Annotated in this window: 25 protein-coding genes; 5 read left to right on the plus strand and 20 right to left on the minus strand. The window is 57.0% G+C overall.

Annotated elements, in window-relative coordinates:
• Positions 1–77 precede the first annotated feature (77 nt).
• The 6 genes from HNR64_RS08000 to dapA all read right to left on the minus strand — a co-directional run bounded on the left by HNR64_RS08000 (position 78) and on the right by dapA (position 4,845).
• Positions 78–776: a VIT1/CCC1 transporter family protein gene (locus HNR64_RS08000; RefSeq protein WP_204995976.1), complete on the minus strand. Its 699-nt coding sequence runs from the start codon at positions 774–776 to the stop codon at positions 78–80.
• Between the two features lie 96 nt (positions 777–872).
• Positions 873–1,265, minus strand: coding sequence for a putative signal transducing protein (locus tag HNR64_RS08005; RefSeq protein ID WP_204995977.1), 393 nt, complete (start codon positions 1,263–1,265; stop codon positions 873–875).
• Between the two features lie 160 nt (positions 1,266–1,425).
• On the minus strand, positions 1,426–2,145 hold the full coding sequence (gene purC / locus HNR64_RS08010) for a phosphoribosylaminoimidazolesuccinocarboxamide synthase (RefSeq protein ID WP_204995978.1): 720 nt from the start codon (positions 2,143–2,145) through the stop codon (positions 1,426–1,428).
• Positions 2,146–2,163: 18 nt separating this feature from the next.
• Positions 2,164–2,922: an MBL fold metallo-hydrolase gene (locus HNR64_RS08015; RefSeq protein ID WP_204995979.1), complete on the minus strand. Its 759-nt coding sequence runs from the start codon at positions 2,920–2,922 to the stop codon at positions 2,164–2,166.
• Positions 2,922–3,929, minus strand: a complete 1,008-nt coding sequence (gene bamC / locus HNR64_RS08020) for an outer membrane protein assembly factor BamC (RefSeq protein WP_204995980.1) — start codon at positions 3,927–3,929, stop codon at positions 2,922–2,924. Before bamC ends, HNR64_RS08015 begins: the two co-directional genes overlap by 1 nt.
• A gap of 40 nt (positions 3,930–3,969) precedes the next feature.
• The gene (gene dapA, locus HNR64_RS08025) at positions 3,970–4,845 is read right to left on the minus strand and encodes a 4-hydroxy-tetrahydrodipicolinate synthase (RefSeq protein ID WP_027873567.1); all 876 of its coding nucleotides are present in this window, start codon (positions 4,843–4,845) and stop codon (positions 3,970–3,972) included.
• A 184-nt stretch (positions 4,846–5,029) separates the two neighbouring features.
• Between dapA and HNR64_RS08030 the strand changes: the two genes are divergently transcribed.
• Together HNR64_RS08030 and HNR64_RS08035 are read left to right on the plus strand one after the other, a co-directional pair.
• Complete coding sequence (locus tag HNR64_RS08030; protein WP_204995981.1) at positions 5,030–5,515, plus strand: DUF3806 domain-containing protein; 486 nt, start codon at positions 5,030–5,032, stop codon at positions 5,513–5,515.
• 118 nt (positions 5,516–5,633) lie between these two features.
• A complete protein-coding gene (locus HNR64_RS08035; protein WP_204995982.1) occupies positions 5,634–6,419 on the plus strand; it encodes an enoyl-CoA hydratase in 786 nt (261 codons plus the stop codon).
• Between the two features lie 34 nt (positions 6,420–6,453).
• Here HNR64_RS08035 and HNR64_RS08040 read toward each other — a convergent pair whose 3' ends face one another.
• The 7 genes from HNR64_RS08040 to npdG form a co-directional block, all read right to left on the minus strand.
• A complete protein-coding gene (locus tag HNR64_RS08040) occupies positions 6,454–7,341 on the minus strand; it encodes an AEC family transporter (protein ID WP_204995983.1) in 888 nt (295 codons plus the stop codon).
• Between the two features lie 83 nt (positions 7,342–7,424).
• Positions 7,425–8,186 carry an SDR family oxidoreductase gene (locus HNR64_RS08045; RefSeq protein ID WP_204995984.1) on the minus strand — a complete coding sequence of 254 codons (762 nt, stop codon included), beginning with the start codon at positions 8,184–8,186 and terminating at the stop codon, positions 7,425–7,427.
• A gap of 23 nt (positions 8,187–8,209) precedes the next feature.
• Entirely contained in the window at positions 8,210–10,660 is a 2,451-nt protein-coding gene (gene cofH, locus HNR64_RS08050; RefSeq protein WP_239547694.1) for a 5-amino-6-(D-ribitylamino)uracil--L-tyrosine 4-hydroxyphenyl transferase CofH, read from the minus strand.
• Positions 10,660–11,382, minus strand: coding sequence for a 2-phospho-L-lactate guanylyltransferase (cofC, locus tag HNR64_RS08055; RefSeq protein WP_204995985.1), 723 nt, complete (start codon positions 11,380–11,382; stop codon positions 10,660–10,662). Before cofC ends, cofH begins: the two co-directional genes overlap by 1 nt.
• 3 nt (positions 11,383–11,385) lie before the next feature.
• Positions 11,386–12,342 (minus strand): 2-phospho-L-lactate transferase, encoded by a 957-nt coding sequence (gene cofD, locus HNR64_RS08060; RefSeq protein WP_204995986.1) that lies wholly within the window; start codon positions 12,340–12,342, stop codon positions 11,386–11,388.
• On the minus strand, positions 12,342–13,112 hold the full coding sequence (gene cofE / locus HNR64_RS08065; RefSeq protein ID WP_027873559.1) for a coenzyme F420-0:L-glutamate ligase: 771 nt from the start codon (positions 13,110–13,112) through the stop codon (positions 12,342–12,344). Before cofE ends, cofD begins: the two co-directional genes overlap by 1 nt.
• Positions 13,113–13,121: 9 nt before the next feature.
• Entirely contained in the window at positions 13,122–13,796 is a 675-nt protein-coding gene (gene npdG / locus HNR64_RS08070; RefSeq protein ID WP_204995987.1) for an NADPH-dependent F420 reductase, read from the minus strand.
• Between the two features lie 279 nt (positions 13,797–14,075).
• Between npdG and HNR64_RS08075 the strand changes: the two genes are divergently transcribed.
• On the plus strand, positions 14,076–14,855 hold the full coding sequence (locus HNR64_RS08075; protein ID WP_204995988.1) for an SDR family oxidoreductase: 780 nt from the start codon (positions 14,076–14,078) through the stop codon (positions 14,853–14,855).
• Positions 14,856–14,892: 37 nt separating this feature from the next.
• On the opposite strand, the gene pyk is transcribed toward HNR64_RS08075, so the two are convergent.
• From pyk to HNR64_RS08105, 6 genes are all read right to left on the minus strand, one after another.
• The gene (gene pyk / locus HNR64_RS08080; RefSeq protein WP_204995989.1) at positions 14,893–16,314 is read right to left on the minus strand and encodes a pyruvate kinase; all 1,422 of its coding nucleotides are present in this window, start codon (positions 16,312–16,314) and stop codon (positions 14,893–14,895) included.
• Between the two features lie 98 nt (positions 16,315–16,412).
• The gene (locus tag HNR64_RS17465; RefSeq protein ID WP_204995990.1) at positions 16,413–17,270 is read right to left on the minus strand and encodes a flagellar motor protein MotB; all 858 of its coding nucleotides are present in this window, start codon (positions 17,268–17,270) and stop codon (positions 16,413–16,415) included.
• A complete protein-coding gene (pomA, locus tag HNR64_RS08090; protein WP_204995991.1) occupies positions 17,270–18,040 on the minus strand; it encodes a flagellar motor protein PomA in 771 nt (256 codons plus the stop codon). The genes HNR64_RS17465 and pomA overlap by 1 nt, the downstream gene beginning before the upstream one ends.
• 216 nt (positions 18,041–18,256) lie before the next feature.
• Positions 18,257–19,405 carry an acyl-CoA dehydrogenase family protein gene (locus tag HNR64_RS08095; protein WP_204995992.1) on the minus strand — a complete coding sequence of 383 codons (1,149 nt, stop codon included), beginning with the start codon at positions 19,403–19,405 and terminating at the stop codon, positions 18,257–18,259.
• 93 nt (positions 19,406–19,498) lie between these two features.
• Complete coding sequence (locus tag HNR64_RS08100) at positions 19,499–20,410, minus strand: VOC family protein (protein WP_204995993.1); 912 nt, start codon at positions 20,408–20,410, stop codon at positions 19,499–19,501.
• Positions 20,411–20,456: 46 nt separating this feature from the next.
• Entirely contained in the window at positions 20,457–21,521 is a 1,065-nt protein-coding gene (locus tag HNR64_RS08105; RefSeq protein WP_204995994.1) for a 3-ketosteroid-9-alpha-monooxygenase, oxygenase component, read from the minus strand.
• Between the two features lie 283 nt (positions 21,522–21,804).
• Here HNR64_RS08105 and HNR64_RS08110 point away from each other — a divergent pair, with 283 nt between their 5' ends.
• On the plus strand, positions 21,805–22,740 hold the full coding sequence (locus HNR64_RS08110) for a sensor domain-containing diguanylate cyclase (protein WP_204995995.1): 936 nt from the start codon (positions 21,805–21,807) through the stop codon (positions 22,738–22,740).
• Positions 22,741–22,905: 165 nt separating this feature from the next.
• Positions 22,906–23,754, plus strand: coding sequence for a methylated-DNA--[protein]-cysteine S-methyltransferase (locus tag HNR64_RS08115; protein ID WP_204995996.1), 849 nt, complete (start codon positions 22,906–22,908; stop codon positions 23,752–23,754).
• A 52-nt stretch (positions 23,755–23,806) separates the two neighbouring features.
• Here HNR64_RS08115 and HNR64_RS08120 read toward each other — a convergent pair whose 3' ends face one another.
• Entirely contained in the window at positions 23,807–24,187 is a 381-nt protein-coding gene (locus HNR64_RS08120) for a hypothetical protein (RefSeq protein ID WP_204995997.1), read from the minus strand.
• Positions 24,188–24,195 lie beyond the last annotated feature (8 nt).

Genomic DNA, 24,195 nt, shown 5'->3' on the forward strand with positions numbered 1-24,195 from the left:
ATTTAGGCATGAGTTAATATCTTAATCAGCGCGCTACAGAAGCGCAGGAGAGAATAAACAGCACGGCAAAAAGGCCGCTACAGCACCGTGCCAACGGCGCTGCCAACCGCAGCGGTTAGCAGCATGGCCAGCGCCCCCCAGAAGGTAACGCGCAAGGCCGCAGCACGAATTGGTGCGCCGCCCACATAGGCCGCACTGCCACCGAGCAGGGCCAGGAATAATAAAATTGCCACAGGCATCACGGTGAGCAACAGGGGCGGAGACAGCGCAATCGCCAAACCCAGCGGCAACGCGCCCCCCAAGGCAAAACTGGCTGCAGACGATACCGCCGCGAGCAGTGGTTTCGCCCGATGGTAAGGTGACAAGCCGAGCTCGTCGCGACTGTGCGCAGCCAGGGCATCGTGATCCATCATCTGCGAGGCAACCTGCTCAGCCAGTGCATCATCAAGGCCGCGCTGGATATATATCTGCGCCAACTCTTCATGCTCCTGCACTGGATTTTCCGCCAACTCGCGCCGCTCAATCTCGATGTCGGCGCGTTCTATATCGGCCTGAGAACTCACCGACACATACTCGCCAGCGGCCATCGACATCGCGCCGGAAACCACGCCAGCCAAGCCGGTAAGCAACAGGGTATGACTGCTCGCTCCAGCGGCGGCGACACCCAACAGTAAACTGGCGGTGGAGACTATGCCGTCGTTTGCACCGAGCACCGCCGCGCGCAGCCATGCGATACGGCCCATTCGATGCTGCTCGTAGTGGTGTCGATGCTCCATATCTACCCTTAGCAAAGCGTGCACAAGACTATCGTTAACCAGTCAGAGCGGCGTTGACCTAACGCAAAAGCTCTGTCTCAAATTCTACCGCATTACTCAGCTCGCTTGTTCATAACCACAGCGGCCACAGCGCAATATTTTTCGCGTGGGGAACAGGGGGAAATCAATGCCCAGGAACACGAGAAAGGCCCAGCGACGACCTCGCCGCTCAGATTGCATTTCAGCACAACACACTGGGCACAGCGGCACATCACTGCCCTGTGACGTTTCCAGATCTGCACTTCGATCTTCGCTTAGTAACTCTCGCGCACGTTCTTCGCAGGCGGACGGCACCTGCAAGCGCACGCCCCCCAAGGCATCGGAGTAGAGCCACTGCATATTGATGGTCTGTTCATCGGCGACAAAAGCGGGAATGCCCTCAGCTTCCAGCCGAGCGCGATTTATCTGCGCTTCCCAGGGAAAGGAATAGCGGGCAACTGTGACCAACACAGGCAACACTCCTCAATTTACTGGTTGCATCGCTTCAGAGTGAAACTCAACCGCCGGTATAGGGGAACGACGTTGTCGCTAACAGTCTAGCGCGCCTGTGCTGAATGCCAAAATCGGGGGCTTGGCCTGCCCGAGGCAGGCCAGAAAGGTGGGGGGGTAATTAATCGTCGAAATTCATGCCCAAACGGCGGCCTACCAGCTCGTATGACTCTACGACATTACCAAGGTCTTGACGGAAGCGGTCCTTGTCGAGCTTTTCGCGGGTGTCTTTGTCCCAGATACGGCAGCCATCGGGTGAAAACTCATCACCCAGGTAAATCTCACCGTCGCTAAACACGCCGAACTCAAGCTTGTAATCGACCAGTAGCATACCGGCATCCAGGAACAATGCCTTGAGAATATCGTTTACCTGATAGGTCAACTCACGCATCCGCGCCATCTGCTCGTCGGTCGCCCAGCCAAAACTGCGGATATGTGACTCATTGATCATCGGGTCGTGCAGGGCGTCGTCTTTCAAAAACGTTTCAAAGGTCGGTGGCGTCAGTTCCAAGCCTTCCTTAACGCCCAGACGTTTAACGATTGAACCCGCAGCGATATTGCGCACCACGCACTCAATGGGGAACATATCAAGGCGCTTTACTAACGCCTCACTGTCATTGAGAAGACCTTCAAAATGCGTCGGCACGCCCGCCTGCTGCAGCTTTTCCATGATGAACGCATTGAACTTGTTATTGACCATGCCCTTGCGGTCAAGCTGCTCAACCTTCACGCCATCGAACGCCGAGGTGTCATTTCTGAAGGTGAGAATGAAGCGATCCGGATCGTCGGTTTTATATACCGACTTTGCTTTACCCGAATACAATTCCTCGCGTTTTTCCATGGTTTGCCTCTTTCGCTATTATGCGATTTCTAACCAGTCGAAACCGGCTTGTTGATCTGCAGACAGCAATGCTTCGCTGTTCACTAAAATAGGTTCCACCGCTGACCTCGCCAGGTCAGGAGTGTTGTTCTGTTCACTCAGGTGCGCCATCACTACGTGCTGCAAGCGCGCAACATCAACTCGGCTTAACAGCTGCGCCGCCTGTACGTTGTTGAGATGCCCCCAATCGCCGCCCACTCGCCGCTTTAGTGATGGCGGATACGGCCCCTGCTGTAGCATCGGCATGTCGTGGTTGCACTCTAACAACAGGGCATCGCACAGCGCGTACTGCTCCTGCACGACGGGCGTAATACTACCCAAGTCCGTGAGTAAGCCGAAGGTCTTTTTTTGGTAACGAAACACAAATTGACAGGGTTCACGGGCGTCGTGCGGCACCGCGACCGGGGAAACATCAATGCCAGCAATGTCCGCTGGCTTGCCCAGGGACAATTGCTGCCAGCGTTTATAAGCTCTCATTTGCTTGTATTCTGCGGTGCCAAAACTGCTGTACACCGGCAGGTCGTACTTTCGCGCCAGGGGCAGCACGCCCTTGATATGATCACTGTGCTCGTGAGTGACCAATATAGCGCTCAACTCGCTGGGCGAACGCCCGAGACGGGCCATGCGCTTTTCAGTCTCTGCAATGGTGAAGCCGCAATCCACCAGCAAGCAGGCCCCGTCAGACTCGATCAGTGTGGCGTTGCCCTTACTGCCACTACCGAGCGAGGCAAAGCGCATTAGTGCAGGTATCCCATAATCCGATTGAGCAGGATCTCCCGTTCTTCACTGCGCAAACGACGTCCCTTTTGATAATTCAAAATGATGACAGACTGTCCTTCAGCGACTGGCTTCAACTCCACCACGTAACGACTGCGCTTGGCACGATTGGCACCGAAGAAGCCGCTCAGCCAACCGTCGTCTTTGTCTTCGGGGTCGATATAACTGAGCCAGTATTTGTTGACCGCCGGCGCTTCGTCTTCAATTTCAAAACCCGCTTTGTTCAGCGCCAGTCCCAACGCTGCCCACGCCCGATCATAGGGCAGGAAAAGCCGCAGGTAGCGATTGTTACCCTCGCCTTCAATAAAGATCTTTCCTTTGCTCTTGCTGCCGCGTTTGGCAAGGATAGAAACAGATCCCTGATTTTCACTATCCGCCAAAAACTGCGCGAGTACCCGCGCCAATTGCCGCTCGCGCTGAGGGTCGGTGGACTGTGCAGGCCAGGGCTGGCTGGCAATCCCCTGTTGCACCAATAAATGAATTTCGCTGGTCCCTACTTGAACGCCGTGCTCCAAACGCAGGCGAAAACGCTCCTGGGGCGCACCCTGTTCAATGTCGCGCCACTGCGTTTCGAGTATGCCCTGCTCGTTATCGATTGTGGCCAATTGCACGCCCGCGCGATCCAGGAAAACGCGCACTCGCGGCCACACCTGGCCGGGCTCACCGTCTAACAGAATCCAGTGGTCATCATCCAGGCGCTGAATTTTGACCTCAGCTGTACCAACGTTCTTGGTGAGCTGTTCGGGGCGCGGCGCTTCGAACTCGCCCGGCAGGGGTTGGTGGTCGCGGATACCGGGAACCACATAGAGGTCGTCGAGCGCTTCATCGCTCACCCCGGTGGGCAGAACCAGCGCTTCACTGAGTTGAGCGCGACGATAGTCGTGGGAGCGGTCGCGGAAGGCACTGCAGGCGCTGACCGCAACAAGACTCAAAATAACAACGGCATAACGGACGGAGCTAAAACGCATTCGTTTCTTCACTTATTAGTTAGCGCCCTTGTGGGGCGGATTACAGTAGCCCGGCGTGTTCCAAGGCCTCGCGGACCTGAGGCTGAGCCCCCTCGCTTAACGGGGTCAACGGCAGGCGAATGCCCTCTTCCATTTTGCCCATGGCATACAAGGCCCATTTAACGGGAATAGGGTTGGATTCAACAAACAGTCGCTCGTGCAATGCCAGCAGTGGCGCATTCGCGGCCTCAGCCGCTGCGCGATCCCCGGCCATCGCGGCGTCACACACCGCCTTCATGGCCGCTGGCGCAACATTCGCGGTAACTGAAATATTGCCTTTACCCCCTTGCAGCATCAGCTCCATAGCGGTGGCATCATCTCCGGACAACACGTCTATTTTGTCGCCCACAGCGTCAATCAGTTCCCGGCCGCGTGCAATATCGCCGGTCGCATCTTTAATGGCAATAATATTCGGGTGGTCTGCCAGTCGAACAGTGGTCGCATTTTGCATATCGCAGGCGGTGCGGCCCGGCACGTTGTATAAAATCTGCGGGATATCAACAGCATCGGCGATCGCCATATAGTGACGATACAGCCCTTCCTGAGTGGGCTTATTGTAGTAAGGCGTTACCAACAGGCAGGCATCGGCCCCGACTTCACGCGCCACTTCCGTAAGCTCAATCGCCTCGCTGGTGGAGTTCGCGCCCGTGCCAGCAACCACTTTGACACGTCCGGCAACTTGATCGACACAGGCTTTGATGAACATTTTGTGCTCATCCATACCCAGGGTCGCTGACTCACCGCTGGTCCCCACAGCCACAATGCCATCGGTACCCTGATCAATGTGCCATTCAATCAAGCGAGACAGCGCCTGCCAGTCGATGCTGCCATCGCTGTGCATTGGGGTAACTAGGGCGACAATGCTGCCGGTAATCATGCCTGAATCTCCAGAATTTTCTGCAAGCCGCCAATGGTACTGGCCAGAGAGGCCCAGCTCAAGGGAGATTTCGCGGCCTCGGCACATTCTCTACCCGCGACAGAAACATTGCCGCAATCGGTCGGTCCAAAGCCGTATAATGCCGACAAGCCATCACTGATTAACAAAGTCAGGAGAACCGACAATGAAAATGCTCATGCCCATTCTGCTGGCGCTTGTCACCACCGTTGCCAGCGCCGCGCAGTGGCGCACCGACCCACTGACACCACTGGACCAGCGCTATATGGAAGAGCGCCGCCAAGAGCTCAACAGCTTGGTGCAAATTTCCATGGGACGTAGCTTTGGCCACGGCCGCGACAGCGACCTCCGTCTGATTCAAGACATTCTCGACCGCAAGCTGGTGAAACCCGATGAAACTGCACAACTGCAGGCAATGGGTATTATTATGGGTGAGCACCTGCGCCGGGAAAATGGCCTGAGGTGGGTAATCTACAGCGATGCCAAAGGTCGCAGCCGCGCGTTAGAGGTGCCCGCGAAAGATGAGTTTTTGTTTCCTGTCACGCAAATTTCCAGTCGCGTACGGGTGGGTGCCGAGGTTGATGTTCAAGCGATCTACCAGCGCTTAGAACAGGAAATTAAGCGCATTAAGAAGAAAATTATCGTCCGCTAAGGGCTGAGCCGGTGCCCGACCACCGGCCTCCTCCACACGGGTAACCAAGCGCTATCTTGGCCCTTTGCCGGCAGTACACTTAGCTCAACGGAACAACATAAATAATAAGGATCAGCCCATGAGCGATACAGTATTACTCGAGCGCCATGACAGCGGCGTTGCCGTTGTCACACTCAACCGCCCCGATGCGATGAATGCGCTCAGCGCCGAGCTGCGCAGCGCCCTATGTAAGCAGATGCAGTGCATCCGAGACGACGATACAGTGCGCGCGGTGGTGCTCACTGGCGCGGGCAACAAGGCCTTCACTGCTGGTCTAGACCTGAAAGAACTCGGCGCCGGAGACGACCTCAGTGCGGCAAACGACCAAGACCCGATGTCCAACCCGGTAACCGCCATTGCCGAATGCGGCAAGCCCGTTATCGGCGCGATTAATGGCGTTGCCATTACTGGCGGTTTCGAGCTCGCCCTGGCCTGCGATATTTTGCTCGCCTCCGAGCAGGCACGCTTTGCCGACACCCACGCGCTGGTGGGCATCATGCCGGGCTGGGGGCTGTCGCAGAAATTACCGAGGATTATCGGCCTGTCCCGCGCAAAAGAGATGTCGCTGAGCGGTCGCTTTATCAGTGCTGACACCGCCGCCGAATGGGGCCTTGTGAACCGAGTGTATCCCGAGGACACGCTGCTTAGCGAAGCGATCGCCCTGGCCGAAGATATTGCCTTTGTAGAGCCCGGCATGCTTAGCCGCTATCGCAACTTGATCGACGACGGTGCGAAGCAAACACTGGCATCGGCATTAACGCTGGAGCATCGCGTATCCAGTGAGTGGAATCGACAGGTAAGTAGCGAGCATGTCGAAGCCCGGCGCTTGCAGGTTATGGCCCGCGGCCGCGCCCAACAGCGCTAGCGTGCTTTCCCGCTGCCCCAGCAGATCACTGACCTCAAACGTTTAAGTAAAGCAGCAGCACCGGAATACTGATAAAACTTATCAGCGTTGAGCTAACCACCATGCCCGCCACCGTGGCTGGCTCACGCTGATATTGCACCGCCAGCAGGTAGTTAAACACCGCCGCAGGCATGGCCGACTGTAACAACACAACCTCGCGTACCAGCCCATCCAGCTCCAGCGACCACACTGTAAGAAAACCCGCACTTAAGCCCAGCGCCAAGCGAGCAACGCCGAGAATCACCGCGCGCCCGGCCACAGCAACCCGCAATGAGCCTAAGGAAACACCCAGTGTTATCAGCATTAAGGGAATCGACATGCCACCGAGAATGCTCAGAGTATTGCTCGCCGTCGCTGGCAGCGTCCAATCACAAAATACCAGTAACGCCGCCAGGGCACCGGCGTAAATGATTGGGGAGCGCAGCACCGCGCGCACTGCATTTGAGCCATTTAGCACCGCAACGCCAAGTGAAAAATGGCAAACCATCGTGGCTAAAAATACCCCCAGGGCCAACGCCAGGCCCTGCTGACCAAAGGCGAACAGGCATATCGGCAAGCCCATATTCCCGAAATTACCAAAGGTCAGCGGCACCAGGAAGTTGCGTATGGAAAGCCCCGCAAGGGCGCAAAATGCCGAACCGAGCAGCGCCGTCCAGACCAGCATTAAAAGACTTGCGGCCAGCACTTCAGACAGCACAGCCGGCGCAATCTCCACGCTGCCGAGCGTTGACACAATCAACGCGGGCGCACCGACCCACATCACCATGCGACGCACAAATTCCTGGTCGAAGGGCTGTTTGCAGCGCACCCAAACAACGCCCAAGGCGGCGCATAGCAGCACCGGCAACATTATCGGCAGTAAGGGAGATACAACAGAAAGCATGGCGGCCCTAGCAGCAGGTATGGCGGTTCAGTAAAAGTGCTCGGGCCGCATTATGCGCGCTGCCAAGGGTAAATGGCAAAAAGCTAGAAGCCGTCGGGGCGCAGCATGGCGTCGTGTCCGCCATCGACAAAAATAATAGCGCCAGTCATGTAGTCGGCACCCGGCCCAAGTAAAAAACTCACCACATCGGCAATTTGCTTAGGCTGACCAATACAGCCCAGGGGCACACTGTCACCGAAATCTCGCATTGCCTGACCAAGCTCGGCATCGGCCAGTACCTTTTCGCTCAGAGGCGTTTGCACGATACCCGGCGCAACCGCATTGATGCGAATACCGCGTCGCGCCAACTCGCCACTGCGGCGACGCAGCCAACAGCAGATGGCGTGCTTGGAACCGGCATAGGCGGAATGGGTATCGCGACTATCGGCCAGTTCGCAAGCCGCTTCCTCCTCGCCGTCGAGCAGCAATTCCACGTAATCGTTCAGAGGCACCATCGGCGCGGAGTTCGAGGCAATCATCAACACGCGGCCGCCACGTGGTTCCAGCAAGTCCAGCACGCCTTCGGTCACGGCGACCGCCGCAAAATAATTGATGCGCGCAATCAGCGACGGCGGCTTCACCGATGGCCCGACACCCGCGCAAGGGATAAAACCATCTATGCCTTCCGGGCAAAGCTGGCGAATACCGTCGATCGCTCTCTGACGGCCATTGTAGTCGCTCAGGTCCGCACAGATATCGGCATCGCGTAAATCCACCGACACAACGCGATGCCCCGCGTCGCAGAGCTGCTCGCGAATCGCTGCCCCGATGCCAGTGGCACCGCCTGTCATTGCATAGACTGCCATGATGTTATTCCTGTTATTTATTATTAGCCGCTGGCAATTAATTGACGCTTACTGCGTTCATACTTGCTCGCCGGCGTATTGACCGCAACCGCCAAACGCTCGGCATGCCGGGCCCGTTCCATCTGCGTCGTATCGGCCTGGCCGTAGAGGGTGTTACGTTGACGAGCAACGCGCCCCATCGCCGCGATGCGCTGCTCCATTTCCTGAGGCGATGTCTCTTCGCCATGGCTAGCACCAGCGGCCCGGGTGATGGTTTCATTCATCAGCGTCCCGCCGAGGTCGTTAACCCCGGCATTCAAACAGGCCATAACCCCTTCCGCGCCCATTTTCACCCAGGACGCCTGAATATTGTCGATCAAGCCATTAAAGACCAAGCGTGCGACCGCATGCATCAGCAGCGATTCGCGGAACGTTGGCCCGCGACGAGCACGCCCTTTCAAATAGATTGGCGATTCTGCGGCGACAAAAGGCAGCGGCACGAATTCAGTAAAACCGCCTGTTTTCAGCTGTAACGCGCGTATTGCCAGCAGGTGATTGGCCCAGTGCTCGTAGCCGTCAACGTGGCCGAACATAATTGTGGCGGTTGTTGGCAAACCAACTCCATGGGCAACTTCCATGACCTGAAGCCACTGTTCGGTATTAATTTTATCGGGGCACAACACCGCCCTGACCCGGTCATCCAACACTTCGGCAGCGGTTCCAGGCAGACTGTGCAACCCCGCCGCCTTTAATTGCCGCAGGTAATCCTCCAGCGGCATACCGAGCGTCTGAGCACCCTGCCAGACTTCCAGTGGCGAGAAGGCGTGGATGTGCATTGCCGGCGCCGCCTCGCGCAGCGTCGCCAATATATCCAGATAGGTCTGCCCGGTATATTCAGGATGAATGCCACCCTGCATACACACTTCGGTGGCACCGCGCTGCCAGGCCTCTTTAGCGCGCCGGGCGATTTCGTCGGCACTCAGGTCATAGGGTCGGCCACGCAAATTCTCACTGAGCTTGCCCTTAGAGAAAGCGCAAAACTGGCACTTGAAATAACAGACATTGGTGTAATTGATGTTGCGATTGACAACATAACTAACGGTATCGCCACAGCGCCGCTCGCGCAGGCGGTCCGCTGCTTGGCAAACGGCGGCAAAGTCTTCACCGCGCGCTTGAAACAAGCTGACAATATCCTGTTGAGTTAACCGCTGCTCAGCCTCTGCTCGCTGTAAAATATCGGCAACAGCGGCACTTGCAACAGGCCGGCGCTTAGCAAGCAATGCAAGCTCCGCCGCGGGCGCATCAGCGGCCTGCCCGGTCAGCCATTCGTCCACCCTCGGCAGGCCCTGGCCATCCACACGACTAAGTAGGCGCGGCACCAATGCGGGGTCCAGCCAATGCTGCGCCCGTCGGACATAAGAGGGGTAGATTGTCAGGCGCTCGTGCAGGTATTTACCACTTAGCGCCGTTTCCTTGGCCAAGCGCTCCACGTGTGGCCACGGCGCTTCGGGGTTCACAAAGTCGGGCGTCACTGGCGACACGCCGCCCCAATCATTGATCCCGGCAGCAACGATCTGCGGCAGCACACCGGGGCTGAGGTTTGGTGGCGCTTGAATGCTCATTTCCGCCCCAAATATCAACCGAGCGACGGCGATCGTCCATAGCAAGTCATTGAGATCGGGCTCGGGTGCCGACGCCATTTTAGTGCCTTCCTTGGCGCGAAAATTCTGCACGATCACTTCTTGCAAATGGCCAAACTCGCTGTGAACGTCTCGCAGGGCAAGCAGAGAATCAATGCGCTCAGCGCGGGTCTCGCCAATACCGATTAAGATGCCCGAGGTAAACGGCACCCTCGCTTGGCCAGCGCGGCGCAGGGTTTGCAATCGCGCCTCAGGGGTTTTATCGGGCGAACCGTAGTGAGGCATGCCCTTTTCACACAGGCGCTCCGATGCCGACTCCAACATAATGCCCATAGACGCAGATACCGGACGCAGCAGAGCGATCTCATCTTCGCTCATGCAGCCCGCATTGATATGCGGTAGAACCGATGTTTCCGCCAAGACCCGCCCCGCAACATGGGCGAGATATTCCAGAGTGCTTGCAAATCCCATCTGCGCGAGCGCTTCACGCGCGGCCTTATAACGCAGCTCAGGGCGCTCACCCAGGGTAAACAAGGCTTCTTTGCAGCCCAGTCTTTCGGCCTCACGCACCTGCTCAATCACGTGCTCGACCGGCATGTACGCCTGCTCGATACGCTTGGGGGTTTTGGCGAAGGTGCAGTAGTGGCAAACATCGCGACACAGCTGGGTAAGGGGAATAAAGACTTTGCGGGAATAACTCACGCCGCTCCCGAAGCCCCGGTCTCGCAAGGTCGCTGCCGCTGTCGCCAGCGTGGCGGTATCTTCGCAGCGACTGAGTTGTCGAGCCTGCTCATCGCTGAGCGAGCCGTGCAAGGCCGTCTCTAGAAGGGCGTCAATCGACATAGAATTCATCATCAGCTTCTCACTACTCGCGGCGACTCAACCGCCGCGCACTCACGAGGATTCATCTGCAATAAGCGGCGCGCAATACCACTTTCACTCAGGTAGCGCATCGTTTGCGGGGCGCGACTGGAGGTGCCTGCACTCACCAGCGCTAGCAGGTCCTCACGGGTGTCGATATCGTTGGCCAGGCCCGGCGCGCGGAACACTTGAAGCGACAGATTGCGCGCCGCCGCCTCTGCGGTGTGGGCAGTTAAACTGCCCTCCCCATAGCGCAAGCGGATTCGGCTTGCTAAGGGCATCAACACAACATTACTGCCACCGCCGTGGCGATCCGTGGCGATAACCACTTGTTCGCTTGCCCCGCCTTGCACCGCAATAAGGTCACGCAGCTCAGCCGCGCTCAATAAAGGCAAATCACCGTGCACAATCATGACGCGCTGCGGAGGCTTATCCAAGCAGGAGATTCGATCCAGGGTCGCCTCCAACACCGCATTCAAACCGCTGCCCAGCTGCGATTCCGGCCAGCAAAGTGCGTGAAAGTGCTCGGCAAGCAAATGCGCCGCTGGGTCGTCAGACACAATCAACAGCTGATCCACTTCATCGACCGCCGATAGCTGGGCCAATACATCTTCCACCATGTGCTGAAACAAGGCCCGCCGCTCCGATATGCTCAAACACCCGGACAAGCGCTGTTTCGCTTTAACAAAATCCTTCAGTGGGAGTATTAACCACATCGCCTACACCAATTCCTCAATCAACGACAGCGTCTCCTCGGCCAAACGCCGTTTGCTATCAAGAGTGGTCATCATACTTGGCACAGCTCGGCAGGCGACCCCCGTCTGGGCGATGTCATCGCACTGCTGAGCATCGGCACTGTCGATGATAAAGCCGTCCAGCAGGTCGCAGTAGTACTCAGCCACCGCCGCCGCCCTGCGGGGTATATCGAGCTCGTGCATCATTTTTGCAGCAGGGCCCTTCACCGCCGCGCCAGACACAATGGGCGAAATAGCGACCACCGGCACGTTCACTTGCATAAGCGCCTCGCGACACCCCGGCAAGGATAGAATCGGGTCGACGCTCAGAAATGGGTTAGATGGACAAATAATGATGCCGCGCAAGGCAGGGTCGGCAAGCGCGGAGATAATCGCCGGGTTGAGCTGCGCCGTATCGAGGCCGTCGAAAACGACCTTCTCCACTCGGGGCTCACAGCGCTCGCGAACAAAGTATTCCTGGAAGGCGAGTTCACCCATATCAGTAAACACTCGCGTTGCTACGCGCTGTTCGGTCATGGGCAGCAGCGCCGCGGGACAGCCCAGGCGCTCGCCCAACTGACGAGTGACATCCGTTAACGACTGCCCCGCCGCCAGCGCTTGAGTGCGGTACAAATGCGTCGCCAAATCGCGATCGCCCAACTGGAACCACTGGCCGTCGTCGAGTCGACGCATCGCTTCCAGCGTTACCCAGCTTTCATCGCGCAATCCCCAGCCGCGCTGTTCGTCATTCAGGTCTGCCAGGGCGTATAGATTGGAGTCGAGGTCGGGGCAAATTCGTAAGCCCCAGTAGTCGAAGTCATCGGCCGTATTCACCACCACTTGCAGCTGCGATGGTGGCAGGCACTCGGCCAAGCCCCTCACTAATTTGGCGCCGCCAACGCCCCCGCTCAGTGCGAGAAATTTTCCCGATAACGTCGCCATTAGCGAAACATATCCCGGTCGCGGTCGCGCAATAAGCCCTGCGAGCCCTCGTCAGAGGGGCGCAAGTTAGCACCGCGCAGCAGCACCACCGGACAGCCCTCATCGGCCTGCCCCATCAGGTAAGACGCCGCCGCAGCAAGCTCGTCGGCGACGGCAATTTCAGTGACTTCGAGAGTGCGGCCGAACAAATCGGCATCGCCTATGCGGTTTTCAACAACCTCGAAGCCGGCAGTGCCGAGCGCAAAGCCCACCGTGCCATTGCGCCAGGCCCGCCCCGCACTGTCGTTAATGATCACCGCAATATTTGCCGAAAAACGTGCGTCCAGCGCCGCCTTTAAACGCCGCGCACTGGCATCGGGGTCAATGGGTAACAGCAGCAACTGGGGGTCGTCTTCAGTATTGGGGATATTCGACTTGTCGATGCCAGCATTTGCGTGAACCACCCCGAGGCGATGCTCCACAATCACCACACCCGGACGCGCCCGCAGCACCTCCCGTGACTCCTGGAGCACGCATTCCATTTGCCGCGGGTCCTTGTCGCAGCGCTGCGCCAGTGCCAGCGCTTCTTCACTGGGAGAGACATCAGACAAGCGAACATAGCGCCCTTCCGCCTTGGAGAAGATCTTCTGCGCAAGCACCAGCACATCGCCGTCTTGCAGGCTTAGCTGATTGCCGAGCAGCGAATCAGCCACCATGGCGCTCAAGTCGTCTCCTGGCTCCACCAGCGGGAAATTCTGCAAGGCAACTAGCTGTAATTGCGAACTGGCCATCTGTGCAACTTACTCGTCGACACCCGTGAGTTTAATGCCAGCATGACACTGGTATTGTTTGTTTATAAATATCAGCAGAGAGGTCATCGCCTCCACTGCCGCCGCATTGGCGATACTGCCGGCGTGGAAACCGCGCAGCCCGGCGGCTTCAACCAGGTTAATAACCGTTGCCCGCGCTTCTTTATTGTTGCCGCAAACCAGGACATCACAATCGAGCTCGGAGCCCTCCTGCAGATGTACGGCCGCCACATTCTGAAAGGCCGACACCACCTTGACGTCGTCGCCGAGAATCTCCTGCGCGATCTGTCCAGCAGAGCCTTCCTCAGGCAGTTGCACCCGCGCCACTTTGGGCGGCACCAGGGGAACCGTCACATCGATCAGGATCTTGCCCTGCAGCGCGCCGCGTAGTGACTCCAGTGTGCTGCGATGGTGGGCAAAAGGTACGGTCAACGCGGCAATATCTGCCGCCTCAGCCGCCGATTGATTATCCATCGCCTCGACTGCGACGGCGTCGACCCCGCGCTCATCCATCAATGCCTTGAGCTCAGCAACCGCTTGCTCGGCCTTCTCTTGGGTGCGAGAACCGATAATCACGCGGTAACCCGCCTGGGCCCAGCGTCTGGCTAAGCCTGTACCCAAATTACCGGTACCGCCTAAAATCGCAATTACTGCACTGTTGGACATATCACATACCTTTATCTTTATGTTGAAACTCACGACTGGACGCTATCGCCGACGAACACAGCGGCAGGCTCCCAGCACATCAAATCGATCGCCAGTATAACGTGGGCACTATAACTGGCACTGACAAAACAAGTCATTTACGCATAAAAATACGGTCATATTAAATCGTGGGCTAAAGCGATAAACTGTCGCCCAAAAATGTCGCGGCGATTATTGGCTCGCAAGAAGCCAAGCCGCCGCAAACACTAACATGACAGGGCACAAGGTAGGTAAAAAGGAATGCAAAACGCACTGGATTTTACGGGTAAAGTCGTCATCGTTACCGGCGGCGGGAAAGGTGTTGGCCGCGGTATCAGCGAACGGTTTTTGGCTGCCGGGGCAGACGTAGCGATCTGCGGTCGCAGTAAACCCGACAGCCTACCCAGTGCTGAGGGTCGGGAAGCGTGGTTCAGCGCGCTGGATGTTCGCGACCCGGACGCGGTCCAGGCCTTTGTCGACAGCGTGAAAGAGAAGTTTGGTCGCATCGACGTGCTGATCAACAACGCTGGCGGCGCCCCCTATGCCGATGCGGCCACCGCCTCGCCACGGTTTTCTGAATCCATCGTGCGTCTCAATCTGCTCGCGCCACTCTTCTTTGCCCAGGCCTGCAATGCGGTGATGCAGCAGCAGGAAGGCGGCAGCATCGTCAATATTGCCTCAGTGAGCGCCCAGCGCCCGTCGCCGGGTACCGCCGCCTACGGCGCAGCGAAAGCCGGCCTGTTAAACCTGAGCAGCTCCCTAGCCGTGGAATGGGCGCCCAAGGTCCGTAGCAACACGATTATTGCCGGCCTGATTCGCACTGAACAGTCCCATTTGCACTACGGCGACGAAGCCGGGATTGCGGCAGTGGGCGAAACGATCCCACTGGGACGAATGGCGGTTCCCAACGATATTGCCGGGGCCTGTTTATTCCTGGCCAGTGACATGGCCAGCTACGTGAGCGGTGCAGCGCTCACCGTGCACGGCGGCGGTGAAAAGCCCGCGTTTTTGGGCGTCGCTAACGCCGACAACGAAAAATAAGTGATGCCTTGAATGGGGCCAGCAGACTGGCCCCTGCTTACAGCACGCGAACGATCTTCATGGTATTGGTGTGGTTATCCACGCCAACCTGGTCACCCATGGTCATAATGATCAAATCACCGGCATCGACATGGCCACCCGCTTTCAGCGTTTCAATACAGTCGTGCACCGCGGGCGACGGTCCTGCGCTGGATACCGCAAACACCCCGCGATAGAGGCTCACCCGGCGGCAGGTTGCGGCATTGCGACTAAACGCAAAAATCGGAATGCCCGAGGTCAGTCGCGACATTAACAACACCGTTCGCCCGGTTTCGGTTAAGGACACAATGGCCTTCACCCCAACTTGGTGGTTGGCGGCGAACACGGCACTCATTGCCAGGGTTTCTTCAACGGACTCAAAGCTGCGCTCGATCCGGTAACTGGATTTTCGCGCCGAGGGATAGCGCTCCGCCCCCATACAGTTTCTCGACATGGCCTTAACGGTTTCCAGCGGATACTGGCCCGCAGCCGTTTCGGCAGACAGCATCACCGCGTCGGTACCATCGAGCACCGCATTGGCGACATCAAACACCTCTGCGCGAGTGGGAATGGGATTGCTGATCATCGATTCCATCATCTGGGTGGCAGTGATCACCGGCCGGTTGAGCACCCGCGCCCGCTTGATAATATGCTTCTGCAAGCCGATCAGGCTGGCGTCACCAATTTCAACCCCCAAGTCGCCACGTGCCACCATCACGCCATCGCAAGCGCGAATGAGCGCATCGAGATGTTCGTCCTCGGCAACCGCTTCGGCGCGTTCAATCTTGCCGATGATCTGCGCGTGGCAACCCGCGCTCTGAAGCTTGTCCCGCGCATCATTGATATCAGCCGCACTGCTGGGAAAGGAAATGGCAATGAAATCCAGATCCATTTCCGCTGCATGCTTGATATCGGCTAAGTCTTTGTCTGTCAGCGCCGGCGCCGAAAGGCCACCCCCCAGGCGATTGATTCCCTTTCGCGAGCGCAATATACCGATGCTCTCCGCTCGGCAATGCACCGCTTCGCCCTCCACACTTACCACTGATAATTGCAGCCGGCCGTCGTCGATAAGCAAGGTATCACCGGCCGCCACCGAACGGGCAAGCGGTTGGTAATCGACCCCGATATGACGCTCATCGCCCTCGCCATCCGCTAAGCGAGTATCGAGAATTAGCTCGTCGCCCGGCGCGACATCAATGGCATCGACGGCAAGTGTGCGCAGACGGATTTTTGGCCCCTGCAGATCGCCAAGCACTGCGACGTAGCGGTCTTCTTCGGCAGAGATTTCCCGAATCATCTGACAGCGCGCCTTGTGCTCCTCGGCACTGCCATGGGAAAAATTTAAGCGGAATACATTCACGCCCGCGGATATCATTGCTCGCAAGAGCGCTTCTGAATCGCAGGCGGGACCGAAAGTGGCTACGATTTTGGTACGACGCATGGTGATCTCTTTACACTCCCTGAAACGGCTAAGTTGCCGCTCACCATGTTACACCGCCGAAGATTGCGGTTCGACGTCAGGAGAGAATATTTCTGGCGCTACTCAAGCACCGATGCTTCGCGACCACCATAGACCGGACCAACAGCGGAGTCGTGGACACCCCCTCTCAGCAAAATAACCTCAACACGGCGGTTGCGCGCCCGCCCTTCCGCCGTGCTGTTGGTATCTAAGGGTCGGGTATCGGCGTGCCCGGCTAAGCGGAAATGTTCGGCGGGCTGGCCACTGCGCTCTGCGATACTCTCCAGCACCGTTGCGGCTCGCGCGGAAGACAGGTCCCAATTTGAGCGGAAGCGCGAGGTGCTGATTGGCAGATTATCGGTGTGGCCGGCAATCACCACATGGCCGCCAATATCCCCCACCAACTCGGCGATTTTATTGATCACCGGTTTAAAGTCATTGTTGAGCTCGGCACTGCCAGAGGGAAACGAGCCCATCTCCTTGATGCGGATCGTAATCACCCGCTCCCCGTCATCATCAACCTCCACAAAGCCATCGCGAATCTCGATATCCAAGTGGCGTTTTACTTTTTGCAGATCAGCCTCCAGCTCCTCTTTGCTAATCCGCTCGGATTCGTCAATTGCCATTTCAGCGTAGATGCGCATCTCATTGACAGCTTGTTGGCGAACTTGGTTTTCGACGGTTGGCGTTGGCCGACCGGGGCTAAAGTCTCGAGCAATAATACTGGTACCAATCGGTGGCTTAAAGGCGGGAACCTCCCGCTGAACCCCGAAGGCATCGCGCATAGAGCCCGACAGTTCCTTGAATTTCTGCTTGTCCATCTCGGAGAATGAGAACAACAGAACGAAAAAAGCCAGCAGCAAGGACATTAAGTCTGCAAAGGTTAGTACCCAGGCGGGCGCTCCGGCCGCCGCTTTTTTCTCGGGGACGTCTTCCACTAGGCTTCCTCAGCCTTTTCTTCTTTATCGCGGGCATTGTCGGGCAGATAGGTCGACAGCAGTGATTCGAGCACCCGCGGGTTCAAGCCCTCTTGTATGCCGTCAACCGCCTCCAGTATCAGGTGGCGATTGCGACGCTCTTCCTGGGTACGGAAATTCAGCTTGTCCGCCATTGGCAGCGCAACAGCATTTGCCAGCACAGCGCCATACAGGGTAGTAAGCAGCGCAACTGCCATCGCCGGGCCAATCGCCTTGGGATCAGACATATTGGACATCATCTGCACCAAGCCGACGAGGGTACCAATCATGCCCATTGCCGGCGCGGAGTCCCCGAAGCCACGGAAGACCGCCTCACCCATTTCCTGACGCTCGATCGTCAGATTGATTTCTTTGTTTAATAAGCGCTTAACAAAGGCAGGGTCGTGACCATCAATGGCCATCTGCACACCTTTATTGAGGAATTCATTGGTAATTTCCTGCGACTCCAGACCCAGCAGCCCCTCTTTGCGCGCGATACCTGCCAGTTCAACGCACTCGTTAATTAGCTGTGATGAGCTGGTTGGCTTGTGAAAGAAGGCGCGCGAGGCGACCTTGAAGGCGCCCAGGGTTTGATCCAGCGGAAATTTCACCAGATTGGCAAATGTTCCGCCGCCCACTACGATCAACAGGCTGGGGATATCGACGAAGCCACCGGCACTGCCGCCAAAAACAATGGCCGCAATAATCACGCCCAATGCGCCAAACATTCCCAGCAGGGTTGCTATATCCAAGATATTTCTCCGCTATACGACTCTGCCAATTCGACCTGACAGCTGGCCCCTTAATGCATATATCGGCGGCAGCCAGAAGACCTTTAGAGGTTTTGCACAGCTTGCGACTGCAGGCGGAGATTTTCTATACGGGTTTGCCCTTGCCAAATTAAGGGCCAGAAAGCAGAAAGCCCGGCAAATGCCGGGCTTGTCGATAGGAGTAAAACTTTGCGACGCTTAAATGAAGAAGTCGCCGTTTTCCATACCCAGAGCAACGCCGCCGAAGTTACGGCCAAAGCCGGTGGGGTTGTTAGCAACGTGGGCACGGGCGGTGTGCACATCACGGAAACGCTGCTGAATTTCACTGTTATTGAATACCGAGTGACCACCGGCCACTTCAAACAGTGAATCGACAATATCGATGCTCTTGCTGATAACCAGAGACGCCTGGTAGCGATAGCGAACACGGTCTTCCAGAGGAATCTCTTCGCCGCGCTCAATTTGCGCCAACATCACATCGAAGTTACGGAAGAGAATGGTCTCCATCTCGTCGATACCGTTTAGGGCCGCCGCAATGCGCTCTACCACCTGGGTGTCGCCCGCGAGTTTAGTGGGGTCACCACTGGCTTTATTCAACACCGCGTGCTTGTAGAGCTCCACGGTCGCCTTACAGGCACCGATAGCCGGGGTCGAGACAACGCGAATAAAGCTCTGCGCCCAAGGCAGGCGGTATAAGGGCGCGTCGTTCACAGCCAAACCGGGGTTTGTTCCCGCGAAGCCATCGCTTTGCTTGTGGGTCATGTAGTCGGGCACAAATACGTCGTCTACCACGATGTCGTTGCTGCCAGTGCCTTCCAAGCCCATCGACTGCCAAGTATCGATAATTTCGTAGTCGCTGCGCGGCACCAAGAAAGTACGGTAGCCCTCGCCCGGTACGATTGCGCCCAGCAGCACCCAGGTGCAGTGGTCGCTACCACTTGACCAGCCCCAACGACCGCTGAGTTTAAAACCGCCTTCGGTGGGCGTCACTTTACCCATCGGCGCATAGGAGGAAGAAATACGTGTATGGATCGAGTCGTTCCACACGGCCTGCTGCGCGCGGTCGTCCATCATCGCCAGCTGCACGGCGTGAACCGCGATAATGCCACTGGCCCATGCCGTCGACATACACGCCTCGGCGATGGCGATTTGCAGTTTAAAGAATTCTTGCGGCTTCATTTCCAAGCCGCCGTAGCGCTTGGGCTGTAGGCTCAGGAAAAAGCCCGCATCTTGCAGGGCATCAATCGAGGCCTGAGGCACTTTACGTTCTTGGCGCGTTTGCGGTGCACGCTCACGAAATACTGGCTGCAATTCTTTGATTGCAGCCATCATGGTTTCAAAATTCATCACCGCTCTCCTGTTGTATTCTGTCTTTGGTCTTATGATTTACCGCCCACTACCCCATTACGCGGTGCAGCGGGCAAAGGATTTTGCCGGGCTTTAGGCGTCAGGCATGTTGAACTTGTGCCCCCAGAGGCTGGGCAGCGAGGTCACGGTTGGCGTGAAATCGTCCCAATCCACCTGCAAACCACCGGTGCCAAACTCCATGGCGAAGCCTGTTGGCGTTGCCATGTAGAACGACAGCATCCGGTCATTGGTATGGCGCCCTAGGGTCGAAACAATGGGAATTCCCGCGGCTTCAACGCGATCCAGGCAGTAACCCACTTCATCGGTGTCCTTCACTTCCAGCATAAGGTGAACACAGCCCACCGGGTTGCTGCTGTCTTCGTATAGCGCAAGACTGTGGTGACGAGGGTTGTTCACGTGCATGAAGTTCAAGCCCTGACCGGGGTCATTAGGGTCTGGCGAGAAGTGAAAGTGCATGTAGTCACTGTCACCAAAGCCGAGCACGTCTTTGTAGAACGTGTGCGTTTCGCTGAGCTTAGCTGCTGGCAGCACGGCATGCCCCAGGCCCATGTCGCCATTGAAACCCGTTTCAAAGCCACTGATACCCAGTGGTGAAACAAATTTAGCAAAGTCCAGTTCGCCGCCCCAATAAAGCTCCAGCTCGTTACCCGAGGGGTCTTTCAATACGATCAATTCGCGCACGCGCCGCGCCTTGGCATCGTCGCCGCTACCCTCTTCAAAGGCGACTCCCGCCTCGGTCAAGCGCTGCTTGGCATCGGCAAAGTCTTGCGCATCACGCAGTTCCCAGCCGCAGCGGCTCAGTCGCTCCGCGTCACCTTTGACAATGGCAAAGCGAAACGGACGCTCATCTATTTTCAAGTAAACATTGCCGTCGTCCGGCATATTCGGCGCAGGCATCAGGCCGAGAATGTCCCGACCGTACTCCAACCACTTCGACGGCTCTGCCGACTCGATTACGACGTAGCCTAAACTGCGTACATCCATGCGTTTATCCTGTGTTATCGATTATTAAATTCGCTGCACAATGCCATTAGCCATTGCGAATGGCGTAATCCACTGTGTACTCACGGCGCTCGTTAAAGACCTCAGGTACATCCGCACGATCCACGTAGAACTGGTTGTACCACTGACGCAGGCGGTTGATTGGGCCGTCGCCGTCACACAATACCGGGTTATCAACACGGGTTTTGGTATGCCAGATATGTACATCCTGGAAGAACGCCGTCCGGTTCTGCTCCGTGTACTGACGTGCCATCTCGTTGTTCTGCTCGTCACTCATACCCGGGATTTTCTTAACCGCCACACCAAACCGCAGGTCAAAGCTATTATGGTCGATGGGAACATGGGTCACCAGCAAGCGCGACTCCACGTCCATACCTTCTACCTGGCCAGTCATGTACGTGTTCATGTATGCCGGACCGAAGTATTTGGCACTGGAAGTTAGCTCGCCATCTTCCGCCAACAGCTCGCTGCCGCCGACCAGTACTTGTTCATAGGTATGCTTGTGAACAATGTTCTTGAACTCTTTGATAGGCGCGCCGTGAATCGGCCCAAAATGCGCCACATCTGCCATGTTATCCACCAGCTCGCGGCTGTTGGTATTGATGGTCATCAGATCCATTTGCCAGATCGTCCAGTCCGGACTGAACAGGTCATCGATGCGCGGCGGGCGCTGGTCTTCGATAGGAGGCAGCCCCTCTGGGTCGTACCACATGAATAACAAGTGATTCTCTTCCAGCGTTGGATAGCTGCGGATAACCGCTTTCGGGGGAATGCGCTTGGCGTAGGGGATCTCATCGCACACACCATCGGCGCCCCAGCGCCAGGAGTGGAATGGGCAACGAATGGAGTTACCCTCCACGCAACCTTCGCTCAAGTCTGCCCCCATGTGAGGGCAGTAGCCGTCGAGAATATGGACTTGACCATCTTCCCCGCGATACGCAACCATGCGGGTGCCAAAGTAGTTTAGCTTGACCGGCTTTTCATCGTATTCGCTGGCCAGCCCCAAACAATACCATCCCCGCCCATAGCGGTCTGGCAATTCCTTAGCTTCGATAATATGGGGCTGACGCGGTGCCTGCGCGGGCTCGCTCATTTTTCTCTCCTCGGTTATTCGGCAGACCCTCTGGCCGGGGCCCTGCTATCACGGTGAAAATTCTCACACAGCCAAGGCAAGCCTTCTATAATCCGTTTAGACGACCAAAAAAATATCACAACACACTGTTTTTATTAGATTTTTCTCCATTTTTCAGTATTGTTTAACCACCGTTTAACAACGCCACAAGATGGTGCATCAGGCTAGGTTAAAACCCTTACTGGAATTCTCGCCCGACGCGCTACAATATTGCCATTCTGTTTCTGTGCAGCGGGAATCTCTGATGAAAGCGCCCGGAAAACCCCACAACGAAGAGAAGCGTTTGGCCGCGCTCTCATTGCTCAATATCCTCGACACACCAGCGGAAGAGCGCTTTGATCGCCTGACCCGACTGGCGTGCAAAATGCTTAACACCCCCGTTGCTCTGGTCAGCCTGGTCGCCGACGACCGACAGTGGTTCAAATCCAGCGCCGGACTCGAGGGCGTGGAGGAAACACCCCGCGATATTTCGTTCTGTGGTCACACCATTTTGCAAGATGGCGTGTTCATCGTGAACGACACCCTCAAAGACGAGCGCTTTGTCGATAACCCGCTGGTGGTACACGCACCCAATATCCGCTTTTATGCCGCCTTTCCCCTGTACGCGGTAACTGGCGAGCGGCTGGGCGCTTTCTGCGTCGTCGATCAACAGCCTCGGGACTTGTCCAGCGATGAAATTGAAACCCTCGAGGACCTTGCCCGAATTGCCGAGCGCGAACTTTGCGCAAGCTACCTGGCGACAACGGATGAAACGACCGGGCTGTGCAACCGATCGGGGTTTGAATTGCTCGCTGATAAACTGATGCACGCCTGTGCCCGCAGCGACGTGCCGATCAGCGCCGTCTTTTTCCGCCTAACCGCCCCCATCGACGGTGAAGACGGCACGCTGACACCCGATGTCATTTCCTTGTTTTCGCAAAAACTGGCTGCAGCCTGTCGCGAAGCGGACTTGGTTGCTCGCATCGACGATCAGCACTTTGGCTGCCTTCTCAACGATTGCCCCTATGAACAGGTGGCGCACTTCATGCGACGCATCGAATACGACGTGGAGCAACTGAATCGCGAACAACTCGATAAACCCATGGCGATGCAAAGCAGTTGGCTTGCCTATAATCCGGTCGCCCATCACTCTGTGGGTACGCTGGTGCAACAGGGCACAGAGTTGCTGGACGTCGCGTAGGCCCGCCGCATCCCCCCTCCTCTTGGCCGCATAGCGTCCCCTTGAGCGGCGATTCTTTACCCGCGTTGCCTATGCGCCTAGGGCCGCCAATAAGCGCAAGAATCAGCTCGACCGGTACGATAGAAGCGTTATGCTTGTCTCAAGCTCGCACAAAGGAAACCCATCGTGCCCTCCGACTACCAGCGCATTGAACACGCTCTTCATATTTTGGACAGCCAGCAGGGCATGCTCAGCCTGGACGACCTTGCCAACAAATTGGACATTAGCACCGGACATTTTCAGCGCATGTTTAGCCGCTGGGTTGGCATTAGCCCCAAGCGCTTTTCCCAGCTCATCACCGTTGAGCGGGCGAAACAGCTGCTATCTGCCGGCCAACCTCTACTGAATGTCAGCGAGGATTTGTCGTTAAGCAGCAGTTCTCGGCTCTACGACCACTTTATTCGAATCGAAGCAATGACGCCGGGAGACTATCGCTCGCGCGGTGAGAACCTGCGCATTCGCTGGGGAAACGGCGACTCGCCTTTCGGCGAGGTGTTTATCGCACAGACTCAGCGCGGCATCTGTTCGCTTGCCTTCGGGGATGGGCGCGAGGAGCTGATGGCGATGCAACAGCGCTGGCCAGCGGCACAGTTCTCAGAGGAGCATAAAGACTCTCAGGAACTACTGCGTCGCGCATTCAGTCACAGCCATGGTGAGCCGCTTTCGCTACATCTGCTAGCCAGTGATTTTCAGTTACAGGTGTGGCGGGCGCTGCTGGCGATCCGGCCTGGACAGTTGAGCACCTATGGCCAGCTTGGTCAGCGCATCGGCCAAGTCAAAGCCGCTCGCGCGGTTGGCCGCGCCGTTGGCAGCAACCCCGTCGCCCTACTCATTCCCTGCCATCGTGTGGTCAGGCAGACAGGTGCGCTCGGCGGCTATCGCTGGGGTGTCACGCGCAAACGCGCAATCCTGCTGCACGAAGCGGCCTGTAACAGCATTACGAGAGAGGATGGCAGTGACGATCGCCGGCAATAATCAGCGCTCAGATACGGGCGCCCGGTAGAGGCCCATCGGGCCGATTACTTTGTTAGATTTGATTGCGGCCAACGAGATTGATCACCCCTGCAGCAATGAGCGCAACGGCAGCGATAACGTCCGCGATGACGACCTTGCGAACGGGCTCATTGTAACCGCCAACCGACCACGCAATAGCGATGAAGGACACAACGCTGACTAAGCCTGCGACGATGGCCAATGTTTGCAGCGATGGCTGGAAAGCGGCGTACACTAAAAAAAGGCCAAGAAGTCCAAACAAAATGGCTCGGTGACGCATCAGGATTTCGATATTGGGCTCACCCATGGCAATGCCATACAAAGCGGCAAGGCGATCCACGCCCAACACCCCGGCAACGGGCAGGAGATGAATAATGCCTACGAGCACCAGCAGGCCTGTGGCAACTTTCTCCATCTTTGCCC

Source organism: Spongiibacter marinus, assembly GCF_016906995.1.
Lineage (GTDB): Bacteria > Pseudomonadota > Gammaproteobacteria > Pseudomonadales > Spongiibacteraceae > Spongiibacter > Spongiibacter marinus.

Excerpts from the sequence above, each read along its gene's own strand:
- HNR64_RS08000 (WP_204995976.1), bottom strand. The coding sequence starts at position 776 with ATGGAGCATCGACACCACTACGAGCAGCATCGAATGGGCCGTATCGCA.
- purC (WP_204995978.1), bottom strand. The coding sequence starts at position 2,145 with ATGGAAAAACGCGAGGAATTGTATTCGGGTAAAGCAAAGTCGGTATAT.
- HNR64_RS08015 (WP_204995979.1), bottom strand. The coding sequence starts at position 2,922 with ATGCGCTTTGCCTCGCTCGGTAGTGGCAGTAAGGGCAACGCCACACTG.
- bamC (WP_204995980.1), bottom strand. The coding sequence starts at position 3,929 with ATGCGTTTTAGCTCCGTCCGTTATGCCGTTGTTATTTTGAGTCTTGTT.
- dapA (WP_027873567.1), bottom strand. The coding sequence starts at position 4,845 with ATGATTACCGGCAGCATTGTCGCCCTAGTTACCCCAATGCACAGCGAT.
- HNR64_RS08030 (WP_204995981.1), top strand. The coding sequence starts at position 5,030 with ATGAAAATGCTCATGCCCATTCTGCTGGCGCTTGTCACCACCGTTGCC.
- HNR64_RS08035 (WP_204995982.1), top strand. The coding sequence starts at position 5,634 with ATGAGCGATACAGTATTACTCGAGCGCCATGACAGCGGCGTTGCCGTT.
- HNR64_RS08040 (WP_204995983.1), bottom strand. The coding sequence starts at position 7,341 with ATGCTTTCTGTTGTATCTCCCTTACTGCCGATAATGTTGCCGGTGCTG.
- HNR64_RS08045 (WP_204995984.1), bottom strand. The coding sequence starts at position 8,186 with ATGGCAGTCTATGCAATGACAGGCGGTGCCACTGGCATCGGGGCAGCG.
- cofH (WP_239547694.1), bottom strand. The coding sequence starts at position 10,660 with ATGATGAATTCTATGTCGATTGACGCCCTTCTAGAGACGGCCTTGCAC.
- cofC (WP_204995985.1), bottom strand. The coding sequence starts at position 11,382 with ATGTGGTTAATACTCCCACTGAAGGATTTTGTTAAAGCGAAACAGCGC.
- cofD (WP_204995986.1), bottom strand. The coding sequence starts at position 12,342 with ATGGCGACGTTATCGGGAAAATTTCTCGCACTGAGCGGGGGCGTTGGC.
- cofE (WP_027873559.1), bottom strand. The coding sequence starts at position 13,112 with ATGGCCAGTTCGCAATTACAGCTAGTTGCCTTGCAGAATTTCCCGCTG.
- npdG (WP_204995987.1), bottom strand. The coding sequence starts at position 13,796 with ATGTCCAACAGTGCAGTAATTGCGATTTTAGGCGGTACCGGTAATTTG.
- HNR64_RS08075 (WP_204995988.1), top strand. The coding sequence starts at position 14,076 with ATGCAAAACGCACTGGATTTTACGGGTAAAGTCGTCATCGTTACCGGC.
- pyk (WP_204995989.1), bottom strand. The coding sequence starts at position 16,314 with ATGCGTCGTACCAAAATCGTAGCCACTTTCGGTCCCGCCTGCGATTCA.
- HNR64_RS08095 (WP_204995992.1), bottom strand. The coding sequence starts at position 19,405 with ATGAATTTTGAAACCATGATGGCTGCAATCAAAGAATTGCAGCCAGTA.
- HNR64_RS08100 (WP_204995993.1), bottom strand. The coding sequence starts at position 20,410 with ATGGATGTACGCAGTTTAGGCTACGTCGTAATCGAGTCGGCAGAGCCG.
- HNR64_RS08105 (WP_204995994.1), bottom strand. The coding sequence starts at position 21,521 with ATGAGCGAGCCCGCGCAGGCACCGCGTCAGCCCCATATTATCGAAGCT.
- HNR64_RS08110 (WP_204995995.1), top strand. The coding sequence starts at position 21,805 with ATGAAAGCGCCCGGAAAACCCCACAACGAAGAGAAGCGTTTGGCCGCG.
- HNR64_RS08120 (WP_204995997.1), bottom strand. The coding sequence starts at position 24,187 with ATGGAGAAAGTTGCCACAGGCCTGCTGGTGCTCGTAGGCATTATTCAT.